At 33.2% G+C, this 18,294-nt stretch carries 10 protein-coding genes; all 10 read right to left on the bottom strand.

Annotated features, from left to right (window positions below; all coding sequences use genetic code 11):
• Positions 1 to 157 precede the first annotated feature (157 nt).
• Entirely contained in the window at positions 158 to 3,076 is a 2,919-nt protein-coding gene (locus J1D01_RS13255; RefSeq protein ID WP_421151144.1) for an FAD-binding and (Fe-S)-binding domain-containing protein, read from the bottom strand.
• A 27-nt stretch (positions 3,077 to 3,103) separates the two neighbouring features.
• Entirely contained in the window at positions 3,104 to 4,570 is a 1,467-nt protein-coding gene (locus tag J1D01_RS13250) for a glycosyl hydrolase family 18 protein (protein ID WP_421151143.1), read from the bottom strand.
• A gap of 19 nt (positions 4,571 to 4,589) precedes the next feature.
• Positions 4,590 to 6,275, bottom strand: coding sequence for a glycoside hydrolase family 3 N-terminal domain-containing protein (locus J1D01_RS13245; RefSeq protein ID WP_421151142.1), 1,686 nt, complete (start codon positions 6,273 to 6,275; stop codon positions 4,590 to 4,592).
• A gap of 23 nt (positions 6,276 to 6,298) precedes the next feature.
• On the bottom strand, positions 6,299 to 7,108 hold the full coding sequence (murQ, locus tag J1D01_RS13240; RefSeq protein ID WP_421151141.1) for an N-acetylmuramic acid 6-phosphate etherase: 810 nt from the start codon (positions 7,106 to 7,108) through the stop codon (positions 6,299 to 6,301).
• On the bottom strand, positions 7,098 to 9,404 hold the full coding sequence (locus J1D01_RS13235) for a DUF6259 domain-containing protein (RefSeq protein WP_421151140.1): 2,307 nt from the start codon (positions 9,402 to 9,404) through the stop codon (positions 7,098 to 7,100). The genes murQ and J1D01_RS13235 overlap by 11 nt, the downstream gene beginning before the upstream one ends.
• Positions 9,405 to 9,427: 23 nt before the next feature.
• Positions 9,428 to 10,900 carry a sodium:solute symporter gene (locus J1D01_RS13230; RefSeq protein ID WP_372936689.1) on the bottom strand — a complete coding sequence of 491 codons (1,473 nt, stop codon included), beginning with the start codon at positions 10,898 to 10,900 and terminating at the stop codon, positions 9,428 to 9,430.
• Positions 10,901 to 10,967: 67 nt separating this feature from the next.
• Positions 10,968 to 12,152 (bottom strand): DUF1343 domain-containing protein, encoded by a 1,185-nt coding sequence (locus J1D01_RS13225; protein ID WP_421151139.1) that lies wholly within the window; start codon positions 12,150 to 12,152, stop codon positions 10,968 to 10,970.
• 186 nt (positions 12,153 to 12,338) lie between these two features.
• On the bottom strand, positions 12,339 to 13,826 hold the full coding sequence (locus tag J1D01_RS13220; RefSeq protein ID WP_421151138.1) for a SusD/RagB family nutrient-binding outer membrane lipoprotein: 1,488 nt from the start codon (positions 13,824 to 13,826) through the stop codon (positions 12,339 to 12,341).
• Between the two features lie 11 nt (positions 13,827 to 13,837).
• Complete coding sequence (locus J1D01_RS13215; RefSeq protein WP_421151137.1) at positions 13,838 to 17,026, bottom strand: SusC/RagA family TonB-linked outer membrane protein; 3,189 nt, start codon at positions 17,024 to 17,026, stop codon at positions 13,838 to 13,840.
• 135 nt (positions 17,027 to 17,161) lie between these two features.
• Positions 17,162 to 18,271 (bottom strand): acyltransferase family protein, encoded by a 1,110-nt coding sequence (locus J1D01_RS13210; protein ID WP_421151136.1) that lies wholly within the window; start codon positions 18,269 to 18,271, stop codon positions 17,162 to 17,164.
• Positions 18,272 to 18,294: the final 23 nt, after the last annotated feature.

The following is an 18,294-nucleotide window of genomic DNA, read 5'->3' as shown; positions in this document are numbered from 1 at the left end:
GCTTTACTTTGATTAAATCGGCTATTTCTTGGGCTACTGCTTTTGAGGCTTCGGTTGAGTTTTCAAAAACAATGGTGCCTACGTTTTCAAATCTTTTTTCAAAACCAGTGGCTTTGTCTATATTACTTTTTAGCATGTTTTTATATAATTTGTGTTTTTATACAAGAGCTTCCCTCAATATACTTACTGGGTGTTTTGACTGTTTTTGGGTTCCGTCTTTAATTTGGTGTCTGCAACTGGTTCCTGAGGCCACAATAACAACCTCTTCATTAGCATTCCTTATTTTTGGAAATAAAGTATCCTCTCCTACTTTCATGCTTATTTTATAATGCTCTTTTTCATAACCAAAAGAACCTGCCATACCACAACATCCTGAATTAATGATGGTTGCTTTATAATTTTTAGGTATGGTTAGCATTTTAAATGTTGACTCCATATTACTTAATGACTTTTGCTGACAGTGCCCATGGATTTTTAGAGTTTTAGAACGGTTTGTAAAACGTTCGGGAGCTATATGGTTTTTATCAAACTCTTGTTTTATAAACTCTTCAATAGTGAATGTGTTTTTAGCTATTGTATTGGCCGCTTCTTTATTGTTTGCCAACCTTGGATACTCGTCTCTAAATGTTAAAATAGCCGATGGCTCTATACCTACTAATGGCGTTTCTTTTGAAACTTTATCTTTAAAAAAGTTTATATTAAAGTTTGCTATTTTTTTGGCTTTATCTAAAATTCCTTTTGAAATAAAGCCTCGGCCACTTTCTTGATGTTCTGTTATATTGACTTTATACCCTAAATCTGTTAAAAGTTCTATACAATCAACACCAATATTTACGTCGTAGTAATTGGTAAACTCATCTACAAACAGATAAATCTCTCCTTGTGATTTAGGTTTTGCAGATAGCTTGTCTTTATTTTTTTTGTACCAATTTAAACATGTTGTATTTGCTAATTTAGGAATGCTTCTTTCTGTGGCAACTCCTAGAATATTTTTAGCCATTTTAGTACTTAAAGCCCAATTGGAAACAGAAGGCATCATACTCCCCAACTTATTTAGCTTAACGTTATTGGCAAAAATTCTTGTTCTAAAAGGGATGGTATTTTCTTTGTAATATTGGTATAAAAACTCTGCTTTTAATGTGGCAATATCTACATTACTAGGACATTCACTAGCACAAGCTTTACAACTTAAACACAGATCAAAAACATCATATAATTCTTTGTGGTTAAACTTATTTTTCTTTTCTGAATTTGTTAAAAACTCCCTTAAGGCATTGGCCCTTGCCCGTGTTGTATCTTTTTCATTTAGTGTTGCCCTGTAGCTAGGACACATGGTGCCTCCTGCACTAGGTAGCTTTCTGCAGTCGCCAGAACCGTTACATTTTTCGGTTGCTCTAAGAATTCCTAAGCTATCGGAAAAATCTTGAATAGTATCAATGGTAGGTTCTTTTCTATCCACTTCATACCTAAGACTTTTATCCATAGGAAAGGCATCAACAATTTTTCCTTGGTTAAAGATATTATTGGGATCGAATGTTTTTTTTATTCGTTTAACAAGCGCATAGTTTTTTTCACCAATCATTAACGGAATAAACTCTGCCCTTACAATACCATCGCCATGTTCGCCACTAAAAGACCCGCCGTATTTTTTTACCAGTTCTGCTGTTTTAGTGGTAATCTTTCTAAATAGCACAACATCTTGTTGCTTTTTTAAATTTAAGATTGGCCTTAGGTGCAGTTCTCCTGCCCCTGCATGTGCATAATAAACAGCATTTTGACCAAAATCTTTCATCATTTTTGAAAATTCTGAAATGTAATCTGGCAGATCTTTCACATCAACTGCTGTATCTTCTATACAGGCGACAGCTTTATCATCACCCACTATATTCCCCAATAACCCTAAACCAGCTTTTCTTAATTCAATAGCTTGATTTATTTGGGTTCCTAATAATTTAGGAAATGCATAGCCAAAGTTATTGTTTTTTAAATCTGAGATTAAATTGTTTGCCAATGCCTCAGCTTCTTCTTCGCTATCCGTACAAATTTCAAGCATTAATATCGCCTTGGGGTCACCCTCAACAAAAAACCTGTTTTTTAGTTGTTCTCTATTATTTTTGGTACAATCTAAAATAGTTTTATCCATTAACTCACAGGTGTACAAATCATGTTGCATGGCTACAACCACCGCTTTCATGCTTTCTTCTATACTATTAAAATGGGCTGCTACTAAAATATTTTTATGTGGAGGCAACTCGTCTAATTGTAAAGTTATTTCTGTCGTAAAAGCTAAAGTACCTTCGCTACCAGTTAAAAGTTTTGCTAAGTTTATGGTTTCAGTTGAACCCCCAAATTCTTTAAACTTCAATAGCTCATCAATAGGATAACCGTTATTTCTTCGGTGGATATTATTTTTGGGGAATTGTTTTTTTATTTCTTGTTGGATATCTTTATTAGACAACTCATTATAAACTGAATTGTAAATTTTATTTTCTAATAAATCTCCTTCTCTTTTTTTATGAAAATCACCAATTGATAATTCTTTAAAAACAGCCTCTGTACCATCGCTTAAAATGGTTTTTAGCTCTATAACTTTATCTCGAGTAACGCCATATTTAATAGAAGTTGTTCCCGATGAATTATTACCAACCATTCCGCCTATTGTACACCTATTACTGGTAGAGGTATTGGGCGCAAAAAAAAGTCCGTAAGGTTTTAAAAAATTATTTAATTCGTCTCGTATTACTCCTGGCTGAACCGTAACCGTTTTTAGTTTTTCATCAAAATTTAAAATGTTGTTGAAGTGTTTAGAAATATCAACCACTAACCCATCTCCTACACATTGTCCTGCCAAAGAAGTACCTGCTGCTCTAGGAATAAGGGTTATATTATTCTTTGAAGCAAAGTGAATTATTTTTTTTAAATCTTGATTATGTTTAGGATAGGCTACTCCTAATGGTATTTTTCTATAAACAGAGGCGTCAGTTGCATAAATACTTTTATGTAAATTATCATGAAAAACATCACCATCTAAAATGTTTGATAATTCATTTAAAGATTGATTTTTAGTGATTTTCATTTGTTATAAATAATTAATTATCTGTTTTTAATTAGATTTTAAAATTTTAAATGATTCTTTTTGTCCTTGTTCATTTTCAACTTTTAAAAAATACACTCCATTTTCTAGGTAACTTACATTAATATTTTGACTACTAGGATGTATTTCTTTTATTAATTTCCCTGTAATGCTATACAGCTCTATTTTTTTTAGTTTAGAATTATTTAAACTTGAAATTGCTACCACATTTTTTGCTGGATTTGGAAATATTTGAATCAAGTTATTATCAACAACTTCGTCTAAACCTGCTGTTATTCCAAATTTTGTGTTTATTAGCTCCCATAATTCTGGGCGGCCACCGTCATAATTTAAAGCCCACATACCAACTCCTCCCAAGTTGTTTTCTATGGCTAAATCAAACTTTTTTGATATACTGGTTTCATTATCTGCCCAAACTTGATTCCAGTTAGTGCCATCATTCCACACATACCAAGACGATTGAAAATCTGAGTTCCATATAAAGCCTCCATGGGTATCTGCTTCAGTAGCTGTATCTCTATATCGGGTAGAACCTTCATAGGAAATTGTTGCCGATTCTGAAAGATTTGTATCTGTTTTCCAGTGTTGCCCATAATAGGGTACCGCTAAAATTAATTTTTCTGGATTGTTGGCGGTAGGTACAGCATAGGTACCCGTTTCAATAGTTCTGGTAACAAACCGTTTCCATGACGTATGATGCGTTAAAGGTGCTACAGGCCCAGTATACCCATCGTTAGCTCCAATATAATCGTAGGCCATAACAATTAAATAATCAACACTATTCACTAGGTCATCAATTATCCATCCGCCCCAATTAACCGCTGGCCCATCAAAAGAAACTTCCTTTCCTGGTAATTCAGTGTGTATGTAAGTAGTTAAATTAGCCATAAAAGTATTTAACTCTGCACCTCTATGAGCACTTGTCATTCCTTCAAAATCTATGTTAACCCCATCTAAATTGTAAGTTTGAATTAAGCTTTTAACGTTCTCAAAAAATGTGGTTTGTTTAGTTGTGTTGGTAAATAACTCCCAAGCAACGGCATCTGCACCATCTGCACCACCAAAGTTAACTACGGTCATAATAACTTTTGTTCCTGCAGTATGTGCTGCATTTATTTCGGTAGTCCAAGGCCATCCGGCCGGAGGGGTTATAGACGCATCTAACTGAACTAAAAAATCAAAGCAAGCTATATGTGAAAGCAAGTTGTATTGTATATTGCTATGGGCATTACTGCTTTGCTCCCAATAAGGTAAAAAACCAAATACTGTTTTATTCAATGTATTTGTTTGTTTTTCTTGCAATGAAATAATTTGCTGCTTATTAGTTTTTGTATTTTTATAAATATTTACTTGCTTTCCAAACTCTTCTTTTTGTAATTCATGAACACCTTTCCTGTATAATTCTTGAGATATTATAATATTTGAAAAAAGAAATGTTAAAGCTAATAATATTGTACAATGTAATGTTTTTTTCATGTTAGAATAATTTATTTTATTAAATACCAAAATTAACAGGATATGCATTGTTTATTGATGCAGGCAGTTTACCTACAACTTGTTTTTTACCTAAAATAATTTGGGCTGATATTTTTTGTGCTATTTCTGAATTTTCAAACGAAACAATTACGCCTTCAATATTTTTAAGAGTAAGGTTTTTTAATGCATACTGACTTGAAAATACATTTAAAACCACCTTTTTATCTTGGGCTATGGCTTCTATAATTGCTTGATCTTTTTTAGATATTGCTTTGGTTAATCTGCTATTTGACCGATGATACCCAATAATTACTTTATCGTATTTTTTTAGTTCCTGTAATAGCTTTTCCTCCGAAAGCCCCGTAAGGTCATGAACTTTAATTCCTGTTTTTAGCTCTGTTAAGAAGGTTTTGTATGTTCCATTACCCAATTTTATATAAGCAATGTTTTCTTTTTCATTCTCTTTTATGGGCAAAATACGATTGCTATTTTTTAATGCAGTGATGGCGTTACTAAATACTTCTTCATTTAATAGTATGTTTGAACTATTATTTAAATCTTCTTTTAAATTTACTATATCTATAGGTTTAAACTGATGTAAATTAGCATCATACTTAGCTCTAAGAATTTTTTTAACAGAATAAGCTAATCTTTCTTCTGTTATGTCTTGGTTATTATAAGCCTCGACAATTTTTGAAATGGCTTTTGGAGCATTTTCCGTAAACAATAAAACATCGTTACCAGCCTTAAAAGCGGCTAAATCGATATCTCCTGGCTCTTTATAATTAGCAGCACCTTTCATGTTTAAAGCATCGGTAAAAATTAACCCTTTGTAATTAAGCTGTTCTTTTAAAATATCTGTAACAATAGTGTAAGATAAGGAAGAGGGCACCCCCTCAGTAGGCTCTAAACTTGGTACATTTAAATGCGCTACCATAACCCCTGCTATATGTTTTTCGAAAAGTTTTTTAAAAGGGTATAGTTCTACAGAGTCTATTCTTTGCTTATTAAACGATACGGTTGGCAAGGTTTTATGTGAATCTTGACTTGTATCGCCATGTCCTGGAAAATGTTTGGCACAAGCCATAACACCTTCGCTCTGCATGCCTTGAGTAAAGGCAATTGCTTTATTAGCAACGTTCTCTTTATCTTCTCCAAAAGACCGCACCCCTATAATTGGGTTTTTGGGATTTGTATTTATATCTACTACAGGAGCAAAGTTTATGTGTATTCCCAAACGCTTGCACTGTTTACCTATTTGACTACCTATTTTATAAATTAAACTATCATTTTTAATAGCGCCTAGTGTCATGTTATAAGGAAACCTAGGCGTACTATCTAATCTCATATTTAAGCCCCATTCACCATCTATACCAATTAATAATGGCACCTTTGATAGAGATTGGTATATGTTTGTTAACTTAGCTTGACGCACAGGTCCTCCTTGAAAAAATATCAACCCTCCTATGCCATTGGTTTTTATTAGTTTTTGAATGGAATCTGTATGCTTTTTACCTCTATTGGAATAGGTTGCAACCATAAATAATTGCCCTACCTTTTCTTTGGTACTCAAACTACTATATACACTATCTACCCAATGTTTTTTGGCATCATAAATATTGATATTGTTTTTTTCGTTTGGTTTTTTACAACTAATTCCTATAAGAAAAAAAACTAGAACACCTCCTATTAAAATCTTCTTCATTACTTAATTAAATTATATTTCTACTACTTATGTGCTTCTATTACTTTTCTAACATTTTTATGTTTGTGCAATAAACTATTAGCCGTTTCTTCATCTACATGTAATTCTGCCATTATCATCCTAACCCCTCTGTTTACTAATTTTTTATTAGAGAGCTGCATGTCTACCATTTTATTTCCTTTTACTCTGCCCAACTTTATCATAACCGTAGTAGATATCATGTTTAAAGCAAGTTTTTGAGCTGTCCCTGCTTTCATTCTTGTGCTACCTGTAACAAATTCTGGCCCCACAATTAGCTCTATTGGGTAATCTACTTCTGCAGATAACGGCGAGCTTTCATTACAAGTAATACAACCCGTAACTATATTGTTTTCCCTACATGCTTTAACGCCACCAATAACATAGGGTGTGGTTCCAGATGCGGCAATACCTATAAGCACGTCTTTTTCATTGATGTTGTATTTTTTTAGATCTTTCCATGCCAAAGCGGTATCATCTTCGGCATTTTCAACAGCTTTTCTAAGGGCCACATCGCCTCCGGCTATCAAACCGATAACCAAATTATCATCAACACCATAGGTTGGTGGACATTCTGAGGCATCAAGAACACCTAATCGACCACTAGTTCCGGCTCCTATGTAAAACAACCTCCCCCCTTTGCTCATTTTTTCATGAATTACATCTATTAATTTTTCTATAGAAGGAATAGCCCTTTCTATAGCTAAAGGCACTGTTTTATCTTCGGCATTCATATTTGACAGCAAATCGAATGTGCTCATTTTGTCTAAATCATTATAAGCTGAAGATTGTTCGGTTATGAGTTTATTTTTCATTTTCAATATTATTTTTTATTTCTATAATACACACTTGCCTAGGCTTAAGTGTTAGGTTTATTTGTATTTCACCATTACTGTATGTTGTTATGGACTTTTTACCCTGGGCATCTATAATACTAACCCCACCCGAGGGTGCCATACCATAATCTTTAGAATTGAAATTCATGTTAACAGGAAGAGGGCTATCGCTAATACTGGCCAATGCTATACCCAATTTATTATCATTAGATTTCCATGTTCCTGAATACAGTAAATCGGCCTTTTTTTGAAATGCCGTAACGGTATTACCTGTTTTGCCTGCATATATAGATAATCTGGACATTTCTATGGTTTCTTTTGGTATACTTATTTTAGGAGAGCGTAAAAATTTTCCGTACAATAGGTATTCTAACCCATTATTCCTAACCCTAGCCAAGTTTAACAAATAATCGATTTCTTTTTTTCTTTCGGAAGACAAAAAACTTTGATAATTAGATATTGTTGGCTGCAAGCCCCAAACAAAAGACCTTGCTTGTTCCATTAAAAATTGTTTACTGTATTTTTCGTCTAAAAGTGCTAACGGCTCTTTTGGCGCATATTTTTTAGGCCATAACTCATCATAAGGCGGTACAATTAAAGACGAGTAATTTCCATAAGAAATGGCATACTGATGATAAACCGCTTGGAAAAACGGAATGGGTTCCCAACCATTATCACCGGCATATCTTTCCATACTAACCTGCAGGGTAAGAAACGCATCTAAATAAGGCAACCAAGCTTCGCTTACACCTTCTCCTGCCAGAAAAACATCTTTGTTTTTTGGGAATGTAGAGCGGATTTGCTCTGTAAGTTTTGCGAAATTTTTAAGCCAATAATTACCTCCTCCTTGCGGATGATTATGGTTTTCATCATAGCACAAAAAACTAAAACATGCTTGATCCATGTAAACGCCATTGGTATGATATGTATTAACAGCTTCGTTTGATAGAGCAGTATATTTATCTTTCCAAAACTGCGTTGCCATACACATGGTTGTTAAAGATTTGCCTGTAAACACATTATACGTATGAGTATTAAGGTTTCCATTGATATCTTTAACGGCATATACCGAAGCATTTTCTTTTTTCCAACTTTCTGTATCTGTTCCCCATTGCATTTGGTTCATATAAACAATGGATTTTATATTATCTTCCTGTGAAGATTTAACCGTGTTAATAAAAGACGATTTACCTTCTCTGGGTGGGAAATACTCTGGGAATCCATCATCATAAGAACACCCATGCCACCAATGCCAAAACACATTTACAGGTAATTTTAATTTTTGTTTAAGGTCTTTTGCGGGTTTTAATACATTGTTTGATTTTCCTCTATTCCATTCCCACAAAGCTGTTTGTTCTAAACTTTTAGGCGTTACTCCTTTTTTTAATCTACTTTCATAAGCCCATTTTTGTTTGGTTCCCCATGCTCTATACTGTTGTGCTGCACTAATCCAATCGCCTTCAAAAGTCCCTATTACAGCATTGTATTTTGGAGAATAGGTATGTGATTTTAAATTTATTGCAGGGTAATTACTTATCTTATATGTAAGATAGTTTAAACTATCAATTTCGTAAGAAAAATCTTTTCTGTAAGCCAACGAATCGTTGCAAGCGGTATAAAGTCCAAACTTTTCGGAATCGTTATACAGGGCAATACATTGTAATGACATTCTACCAGGATATTGCCATTGGTATTTTTTTTCTTTTCCTTCAATTTTTGAAAGATGCCTACGAGGGTCTTTCATTTTTTCTCCAAGCCAATATGGTACCGCAAGATTTTCATTTCCCAAATCTTTTATTCCTGAAATTATAGGAAATACAACGCTACTTATTTTTTCATCATCAATACCTTCTACAGCAATATTCCAATCAGACAAAGGCTTATCTTCCTTAAGCTTAATCTTGGCCACAACTTTAAAGTCTTTATTTTCCAAGACATTAAAATTACTCCAAACCAAAGTTAACGTATTGTTATCTTCTTTTAAATATTGAAAGTTGGAAGCATTAGTCATTTCAATACTTCCAATACCAGATGGTTTTAAAAAATTAATTTTCCAAAGCGATTTTTTTGATGGGTTAGCCTCTAAAAAACTAAATGAATTATTAATGTTTTTAAAGGTTTTAAAACCACCTGTTTTTGTACTAAAACCAAGTTCTATTTTACCGTTTCGTAGAACAACATCTTGTTCTATTTCAGCATTCTTACATCCAGTTAAACAGCAAAGCAAAACATAAGTGTACACTATGGCATGTAATATTTTTTTATTTATTTTCATCTTAGTTATTTATTTAAGATTAATTACAATGCATTGCTTGTTTTATTGCTTTTTTCTTTAAAAAGAACAAGACAAACAACCGTTAAAAGTCCATTAACAAATATGTTCATAAAGCCAAAATCGAAATTTAGCCATATAATAAAATAGTAGTTTAAAGCATAGGTAAGTATTGGCATAAGTATGCATATAAAAGGCACCGCCTTATCTTTAACTTTTATTTTTGTGAAAATCCCAAACATATAAAGGCCTAATAAAGGCCCGTAAGTGTATCCGGCGACTTTGAATATTGTAGAAATTACATCGCCTTTACTTTGTGAAAATGCCATTATAATAGTAAAAACCACTACAGAGAAACCAAACAAAACGTAATTTTTTAATCGTTTTTTTTCTTTTGGATTTTTATGTTGAATATCTAAGAAGTCGTGTGTAAAAGACGTTGTTAAGGCCGTTAATGCAGAGTCTGCACTAGAAAATGATGCTGCTGTTATTCCTAATATAAAACTTATACTAGCTATGGTTCCAAAATGATTTAGGGAAAGCATAGGAAATAAATTGTCGGTATTAACAAACTTACCGTTTTCAAATTCTAAATCAATGCCATATTTTGTTGCGTATAAATACAGCATTACACCAAGACCCAAAAACAAGAATTGAGTAACCGCTAAAATTAAACTAAAGGATAAAATATTACGCTGCGCCTCTTTTTTGTTTTTACAAGTAAGCGTTTTTTGCATCATGTTTTGGTCTAATCCTACCATAGCAATAGCAATTAACATCCCAGAAATAAATTGCTTAAAGAAGTTACTTCCGGCATGAAAGTTCCAATCAAAAACTTTAAAATACTCATGAGTAGTTATAGATGAAATAGTTTTTGAGAAACTAAGCCCCAGAGCATTTTTAATAACGTATATAGACACTATTGCTGCCGATATTAAGAAAAATGTTTGAAGGGTATCTGTCCATACAATGGTTTTAATACCAGATTTGTTGGTATAAAACCAAATAAGGACCAATATTAAAATAACCGTAACATAAAAAGGCACATTAAACGCATCAAAAACAGCATATTGCAATATTTTAGCAGCCAGTAGCAAACGCAATGCGGCTCCAAACGACTGGGATATTAAAAAAAATAAGGATCCTGTTTTATAGGTGTTAGCTCCAAAGCGCGATTTTAAATAGGTGTATATAGACACTAGTTTTAAATCGAAATAAATAGGGAGAAGCACGTAGGTTATAAACACATAGCCCACCACATTACCTAAAACAAATTGCAAGTAATAAAAATAGTTATTACCAACCATTCCTGGTATTGATACAAAAGTAACTCCTGACAAAACAGCTCCAATCATTCCAAAAGCAACAACTTGCCAGGGCGATTTCCTATCGCCTGTGTAAAAAGACTCGTCGCTGGTGTTTTTTGAAACTATATGCGATATTAACATCAATACCCCAAAATACGATGCTATGATTATTAAAATAAGTGTTGCTCCCATCTATGTGTTTAATTTATCTTAAACCAGAAAACAATATTTATAGTTGTTTTTTTAGTTTAATTTGTTTTTAGTAAAGTTTAATTTCATTAAGCTGCCATTGGTATTCTTCTAGGTTTTCAAAACCATTTAAAGCCTCTATTGGTTCTTTGTTTTCTACCCAATGTCTTAGCCTATCGGTGCCATTAATAATATCTATTGGTTGTTTTATATAATTATATTCAAAGGGAGGTTGCCTCCATTTAAATTCGCATCCTAAATAGTGGTACAATTCACGAAGAAGAAATTGACCAACACGCCAAGGTTTATACGTTTTTCTATTGGTAACGTGTACTTGAATGCCTCCACAGGTTTTCTCTTGATGCTTATCAAAAGTTGGCGTAAATGTTATGGGTCTTAGCACAAAACCTTCTAAATTGGAAGTTTTAAGGCTATTTTTTAAGTTGTTTGCTAGAGAAAATGGTTCTATTTTGGGGTGTCCAACAATTTCTAGAGGCTGTGTAGTACCACGCCCTTCGCTCAACAAAGTTCCTTCAAACAAAACAATTGCGGGGAATGTTAAGGCACTTTCTGCTCTAGCGATGTTAGGAGAAGGCAACAGCCATGGTAATTGGGTATCTTCAAAATACATGCCTCGCTCCCAATTCTGCATTTTTATTATTTTAAGTTTAGTTTTTTCTTTAGCCCAGAATTTTTGATGCATTAAGGCTACTTCTCCAATAGTCATCCCATGCCTTACAGGAATGGGGTGTCTGCCTATAAACGATTCAAATTCCAAATCCAATATATTCCCCTCAATATCAAGTCCGTTTATAGGATTAGGCCTATCTAACACTACAATTTCAATATCTTTTTTACTACACTTTTCAAGTAAAAGCGTTAAGGTGTAAATATAGGTGTACATCCTACACCCAACATCTTGTAAATCAACAAACAAATAATTAATCCCTTCTAACATTTCGTCGGTAGGAATGCGGGTTTCCGAATAAAGAGAATAAACAGGTATATTAAAATAGGAATGTACACAATGATTCGTTTCAATCATATTGTCTTGTGCATCGGTATTAAAACCATGTTGAGGCCCAAACAATTTCACAAACCTATTACCAAACAATTCTTTAAACCTTATTGAAGCATGAGTACAAGTAGAATCTACAGATGCATTATGACATAATAAAGCCACATTACCTTTAAATGAATTTTGCAGGTTTGCACTATTTACCAATGCATCAAGACCTGTTTTAACTTTTTTCAAAATAATGAATTAAATAGATGATGATTAAGAAATAAGGTGAGAGCAAGCATCAAGGTGAGAGATAAACTAAAAGTTCTCTCACCTCAATTACTAACTCAAAACTAAAAAAAACATAATTAAAAACTTATTATCTAAAAACTTAACTATTACTCTAAAACAGTCTATTAAAGTTTTTATTTCAAAGCTTTATTTTGTATCCCACCACATTCTAGTTAATAATTCATCTCCACCTTGTTGCTCTGCGGCTAATGCAACATTTTCTGGGTTATTAAGTTCTTCTGAAGAAGGATATACAAATCTTCTAGGAATTTCGCCACCAGTAAGTGTTTCGGCCACATCGGCTGCCACTAATTCTGGGTAACCAGAGCGTTTCCAGTTTGAAAACGTTTCTAACCCATTACCAAATGTAGCTACCCAGTATTGTTCATTTATCATTTTTAGAGCTTCAGAGGGCACAAAAGGATTTTCTGCCAAATAATCGCTAATTTGATCTGCCGAAATACTAGCACCATCTCCATACATAGATAAATATTCCATTGCAGCTGTTACCCCTGCATTATAATGCGCTTCTACATCGCCTCCAGCCAATCCCCAACGCTCTGCTGCTTCGGCTATCATAAACTCAACTTCTGCATAAGTTTGAAAGAAAAGCGGTGCATCATATACCACTACACCCGAGCCTCCAAAAATATTGATATTGGGTTTTGAATTTGCTTCACCCCTTGTTGGATCATTAATATCTTGACCAAATTGTAAATCGAATGTGGTATCTCCATCAATAGTTGAACATAAAACAGAAACACGTGGGTCATTTCTATCTTTCATGAAATCCATAAACGTTTTAGAGATTTTAACCTGAGTTGATGCTCTTGAAGTAAACGTTTTTGTTAAAGGATTTACATTAGGCCCTCCATCATTAGCATGGTTTTCATATTGAAGATAAGCAATATCGTCATTACTTTCCATAACACCACCTGCAATAGCTTTTGTTGCCCATTCTTCCGCAGCTGTTTCATCAACATTAACCATACGCATTGCTAAACGCAACATTAGAGAGTTACCAAATTTTATCCATTTAGATTTATCTCCAGCAAAAAACAAATCTGCAGAGCCATAAGAGCTTTCTCCACTTGTGCTTAATGTTGCTACCGATTCTTCTAAAGTAGCCAACATATCAGCATAAATATCACTTTGTTTATCATATTTTGGAAAGCGGATACCTTCTAAAAACCCTTTACCAGCCTCACTATAAGGGATATCGCCATAAGCATCTGTTAACCTACTAAATATTAAAACCTTTTGTATTCTTGTTATAGCTAAATCTGCCTCTGCTGTAGGCTCATCACTCGCTTCCAATTGAGCTTCTAAATCTACTATATTCTTAACCGTAGTATCATATTGCTCTTCAAACAACCAATTTGTACTACCTTCTTTGTATAAGAAAGACACATAAGAGGTAAGATTAAGGTGTTGTATGTTTTGCATTAAATGAATAACATTCCAAAATAAATTTGCCACATAACTACTACCTCCTGTATACAGTTGCACATATGTAAATTGAGTTGCTGGTGCTAATGACGTAGCCTTAGTTGGGTTCACGTTAATTTCCTCAAAATCTTTATCACAAGACCCAAAGGTTATAATTACTGCTAATAATATTAATATTTTTTTCATTTTCATAGTTTTTAAAATTTAACATTTACAGAAAAACCTAAGCTTCTGGTAGATGGCACACCAAATCTTTCTATACCTTGTGAGTTTAAGTTATTTAAAGAAGCTTCTGGATCTACATTTTCTATATCTCTTTTAATAAAGAATAAATTTCTCCCAATTAGAGAGAACCTTACATCTCTAATAAACAAATCCTTAAGCAGACTCTTTGGTAAGTTATATGACAAACTTAACTCTCTAAATTTTATAAAATCTGTACTGTAAACAAACTCTTCTGAAATACCAGAGTTTTCCTCTCCTATTAAACCATAATAAGTTCTTAAATTTTCTGGAGCTACAATGGTAGTAAATGCTTCTCCTGTACTGCTATCAATTCCAGATACTTCAAGACCAGTTTCTCTTCCTTCTAATGTTTTTTCATGCAAACCTCTTAACATTAACTCTCTATTAGTACCAGAGTGTACACTTCCTCCAAATTTTGCATCAATTAAAAAACCTAATGAAATATCTTTATATCTAAACGTGTTTGAAAAACCAAAGGTATACGGTGCAACACCTTGCCCCAACACTTTATATTCTCCTTGAACTGGTGTTGGTATAGAACCACTCATATCATATATAATATTACCATCATCATCTCGCTCGTATGATGAACCGTAGATAACACCATAATGCTCTCCTACTATATGAGAAATAATAGCTGTATATGACCTCGTTTGACTACCATCTACATTAATTGGAGTGTCTTCATCATCGGTGTGTAAAATTTCACTATCATTATATCCTACATTAAATGATGTGTTCCATGAGAAATCATCTGTTTTAATTGGGGTACCACCTATTAATAACTCAATACCTCTATTCTGTAACTCACCTATATTTAAAACAGCAGAGTTAAAACCTGAAGACAACGACGCTGCTGCCTCTACAATATCATTAGTTGTTTTATTTGAATAATATGCTACATCAAGGTTTAAACGATTATTAAAAAATCTGCCTTCAAAACCTAACTCATATTCTGTTTTTTGAAAAGGCACTAAATTAGGGTTTGGAATATAGCTTCCGTTTAGTTCTCCAAATGACTGCCCCTGGAAAGAACCTGTAATAGCATAATCTAAATTTAATGCATAAGCATCAGTAGCTCCTCCTGCTACCTGTGCATAACTTGCTCTAACTTTAGCGTAGTTAATTGCTTCTGGCAACTCTAACGCTTCAGAGAGTAATAAACTTCCACTTAATGACCAATAAAAATCATTATTCGGACTTGTTTTTCCTGGGAATGATAAAGTTGAGAACCAATCATTTCTTCCTGTAAAAGTTAAATATGCAAACTCATCGTAATCTACCTCAAAAGACCCATATAATGAATTTGTTTTGGTTTTATAATAACTGTATTCTGGCTCTGGCAAGGTAGTATTATTAATATCTTCTAGACCAACTACAATGAACTCTCTACCCGTTGCACTTAACGCATCGAAAGTTGACGTTCTTGTATTGGCACCAATAATTGTGTTGATTGAAACCTTTTCTGTTATTGGTTTTTCAACCCCAATCATAAAGTCTGCATTAAAAAGGGCATAAGTAGATTTAGATTCTGTCATTTCTCCTGTAGGCCTATAAGCCGTTCCATAAGGCGTTACCCTACTTCTAGACAACTCATAAGTATCTATACCAGCACGACCTGTTGCGTACAACCAATCTGTTATGTCATACCTTAAAGTTGTAGACGCTGTTAATCTGTTTTTCTTGTCGTCATTATTAAAATTATTAACAACCCAATATGGATTTGTAATAAATTGACTTGGCTGAAACAAAAGCTCTGTACCTTCACTGTTAGAACCAGGTTTTAAATCGTAAATATCTAAACTACTTGGTAGCACATAAGCCACAGTATTAGCATTACCAGGTGTATCACCAAGGTTTACACGGTTATGCACTTTTTCCATAACATACTTAGCACTAACGGTTGATGTTAATTTTGGATTAATATTGGCAGACCCATTAAAAGAAAGTGATTTTCTGTTTAAAGTTGAACTTGGAAAAATATCTTTATTTTCTAAGTTAGAAAAAGAGAAACGGTAATTATAATCTTCACCACCTTTAGTTAGAGCCAGTGTATTAACCGCTGTAGTTCCTGTTTGATAAAATTTATCTAAATTATTTCCAGTATAAGAATATGGTCTTTGAACACCATCCCAATTATAAACCATAGAACCATCCATTTTAGCCCCCCAAGAATATAGCGCATAAGTAAATGCGTCATCAATAGCTAAATCTGTATCCGAAATCTCTACGGGATTATTATTTATATCATACTCATAACCTGGTTTTAACCCTTGGTTACCTTGTCCGTAAGTAGTTTGGAGACTTAAAAGATCTGTATTAATTCTCTCAAAAGTATAAGAAGAAGAGTATTCTACTCCTAAACCTTGCTGTCCTTTTCCTGATTTTGTAGTAATCATTATAACTCCATTAGAAGCCAAAGACCCATAAAGAGCCGCTGCCGAACTACCTTTTAAAACAGAAACAGACTCGATGTCATCTGGATTAATTGAAGATATATCATCTCCACCGTCACCGGTTCCATCATTTGTTGCCCCAACAACCGAACCGTTGGTATTGTTAATAATAGGAATACCATCAACCACATACAGAGGCTGGTTATTTCCTGTTAATGAACTAGCTCCACGAATAATTACCCTACTTGAGCCAGACGCACCACTACTACCTGTTGAAATATTTACACCAGCAACCCTACCTTGTAAAGAATTAACAGCACTTGTTGTTTTTACCTGTGTCATATCATCTCCTTTAACTTCTGTTAAAGAATACCCTAGCGCTTTAGCTTCTCTTTTAATACCTAAAGCCGTTACTACTACAGCATCAAGACTAGTAGCATCTTCTTCCATAGTAACATCAACGGTTTGACTACCACCAGTCAACGCAACTGAAACAGTTTTAAAACCAATAAAGCTAAACACAAGAGATTTGCCTTTAACAGCATCTACTTGAATAGAATACCTCCCATCAAAATCTGTTACAGCTCCTTTAGAAGTGCCTTCAACAGCAACATTTACCCCTATTAATGGCATGTCCGTTCCTTTTTCCGTAACAACACCAGATATAGTTGCGGTTTGCGCAAAAGAACTATGCGAAAAAAACAATAATACCACAAGGGTTAATTGAAAACAATAATTTTTCATATTAGTTAGAATTTAAGTTATAGGTTAAAAGTATAAAAAAAAATTAAAACACGCATTTTTTATGCAAAAAAATGCGTGTTTTAACATTTAAACAGGATTTTATTAATGAATATTAATCTTAAAGTAAGAAAAATGCTAAATTTTAATGAATATTTTATTTTTAAAAAGAACAAAACAAATTAACCAGAAGATTACAATATGACTTAATGCAAATAACAAAGAACCATTCATATTACCTGCAATAGGAGAAAACACATAATCAAAAAGATATTTATAACCCGATATTTTATTTGCACTTTCTTGTATTGGTATTTTTATTAAATAACTAATTGTTTTTACATACACACCTGAAAAAACAAAAATAAATAAAGGATTGGTTCCAAAATGAACAAAAGGTCTTGCCCACTTTGAATAACCTTTGTAATCTATAGTATAAATTAAGATAGCTAAAAATAACATTGCCCAACCACCTGCGTACAAAACATATGAACTTGTCCATAAAGCCTTATTGATAGGAAAAACAATCCCCCAAAGAGCACCCAAAACAACCATTGCAACACCATATAGTAGCAACACTTTCATTTTATCTACAACCGATGTTTTAGTTCCTACTAATTTACCTGTTAAAAAACCAATAATTACTGTACCTACAGATAATATAGTTGATAATAACCCTTCAGGATCAAAAGGAATACCAAAACCTTTATAAACATGTTTTTCTCCCAGTAAAAACAAATCTAACTTTCTAACAATATTATTTTCTAAAGAATACAACTCAGCCCCAGATGTAAAATACAATAATGCCCAATACCCCAATAACAAACCTATTAAAACAAACAGTAATTGATTTTGTTTTAAACTTAAACAAAGTACAGAACCTAAACCATAAGCAATTGCTATTCTTTGTAAAACTCCCATAACACGCACATTTTCAAAATTAAAATGCGGAAAAAGATTTAATAAAAAACCTAAAAAGAAAATTATAATAGTTCGTTTTAAAATTTTTAAAAGACTCGTTTTAGAAATTTTAACCTGATACTTTTTAAAAGAAAAAAATATAGACACACCTACTATAAACAGAAAAAAAGGAAACACCAAATCTGTTGGTGTACAACCATTCCACTCAGCATGCCTTAAAGGTGGATACACATACTTCCAACTACCTGGAGTATTTACCAATATCATAAAAGAAATTGTCATCCCTCTTAAAACATCTAACGAGACTAATCTTTTTGAAACAATCATATTTTTATATTTTTAGATATATT

The sequence above is a fragment of the Seonamhaeicola sp. NFXS20 genome, assembly GCF_049132085.1.
Classification (GTDB): domain Bacteria; phylum Bacteroidota; class Bacteroidia; order Flavobacteriales; family Flavobacteriaceae; genus Seonamhaeicola.
Note: the sequence above shows the minus strand (reverse complement) of the source record. Positions and strands in the feature narration are given on the sequence as shown.

Excerpts from the sequence above, each read along its gene's own strand:
- J1D01_RS13255 (WP_421151144.1), bottom strand. The coding sequence starts at position 3,076 with ATGAAAATCACTAAAAATCAATCTTTAAATGAATTATCAAACATTTTA.
- J1D01_RS13250 (WP_421151143.1), bottom strand. The coding sequence starts at position 4,570 with ATGAAAAAAACATTACATTGTACAATATTATTAGCTTTAACATTTCTT.
- J1D01_RS13245 (WP_421151142.1), bottom strand. The coding sequence starts at position 6,275 with ATGAAGAAGATTTTAATAGGAGGTGTTCTAGTTTTTTTTCTTATAGGA.
- murQ (WP_421151141.1), bottom strand. The coding sequence starts at position 7,108 with ATGAAAAATAAACTCATAACCGAACAATCTTCAGCTTATAATGATTTA.
- J1D01_RS13235 (WP_421151140.1), bottom strand. The coding sequence starts at position 9,404 with ATGAAAATAAATAAAAAAATATTACATGCCATAGTGTACACTTATGTT.
- J1D01_RS13230 (WP_372936689.1), bottom strand. The coding sequence starts at position 10,900 with ATGGGAGCAACACTTATTTTAATAATCATAGCATCGTATTTTGGGGTA.
- J1D01_RS13220 (WP_421151138.1), bottom strand. The coding sequence starts at position 13,826 with ATGAAAAAAATATTAATATTATTAGCAGTAATTATAACCTTTGGGTCT.
- J1D01_RS13215 (WP_421151137.1), bottom strand. The coding sequence starts at position 17,026 with ATGAAAAATTATTGTTTTCAATTAACCCTTGTGGTATTATTGTTTTTT.
- J1D01_RS13210 (WP_421151136.1), bottom strand. The coding sequence starts at position 18,271 with ATGATTGTTTCAAAAAGATTAGTCTCGTTAGATGTTTTAAGAGGGATG.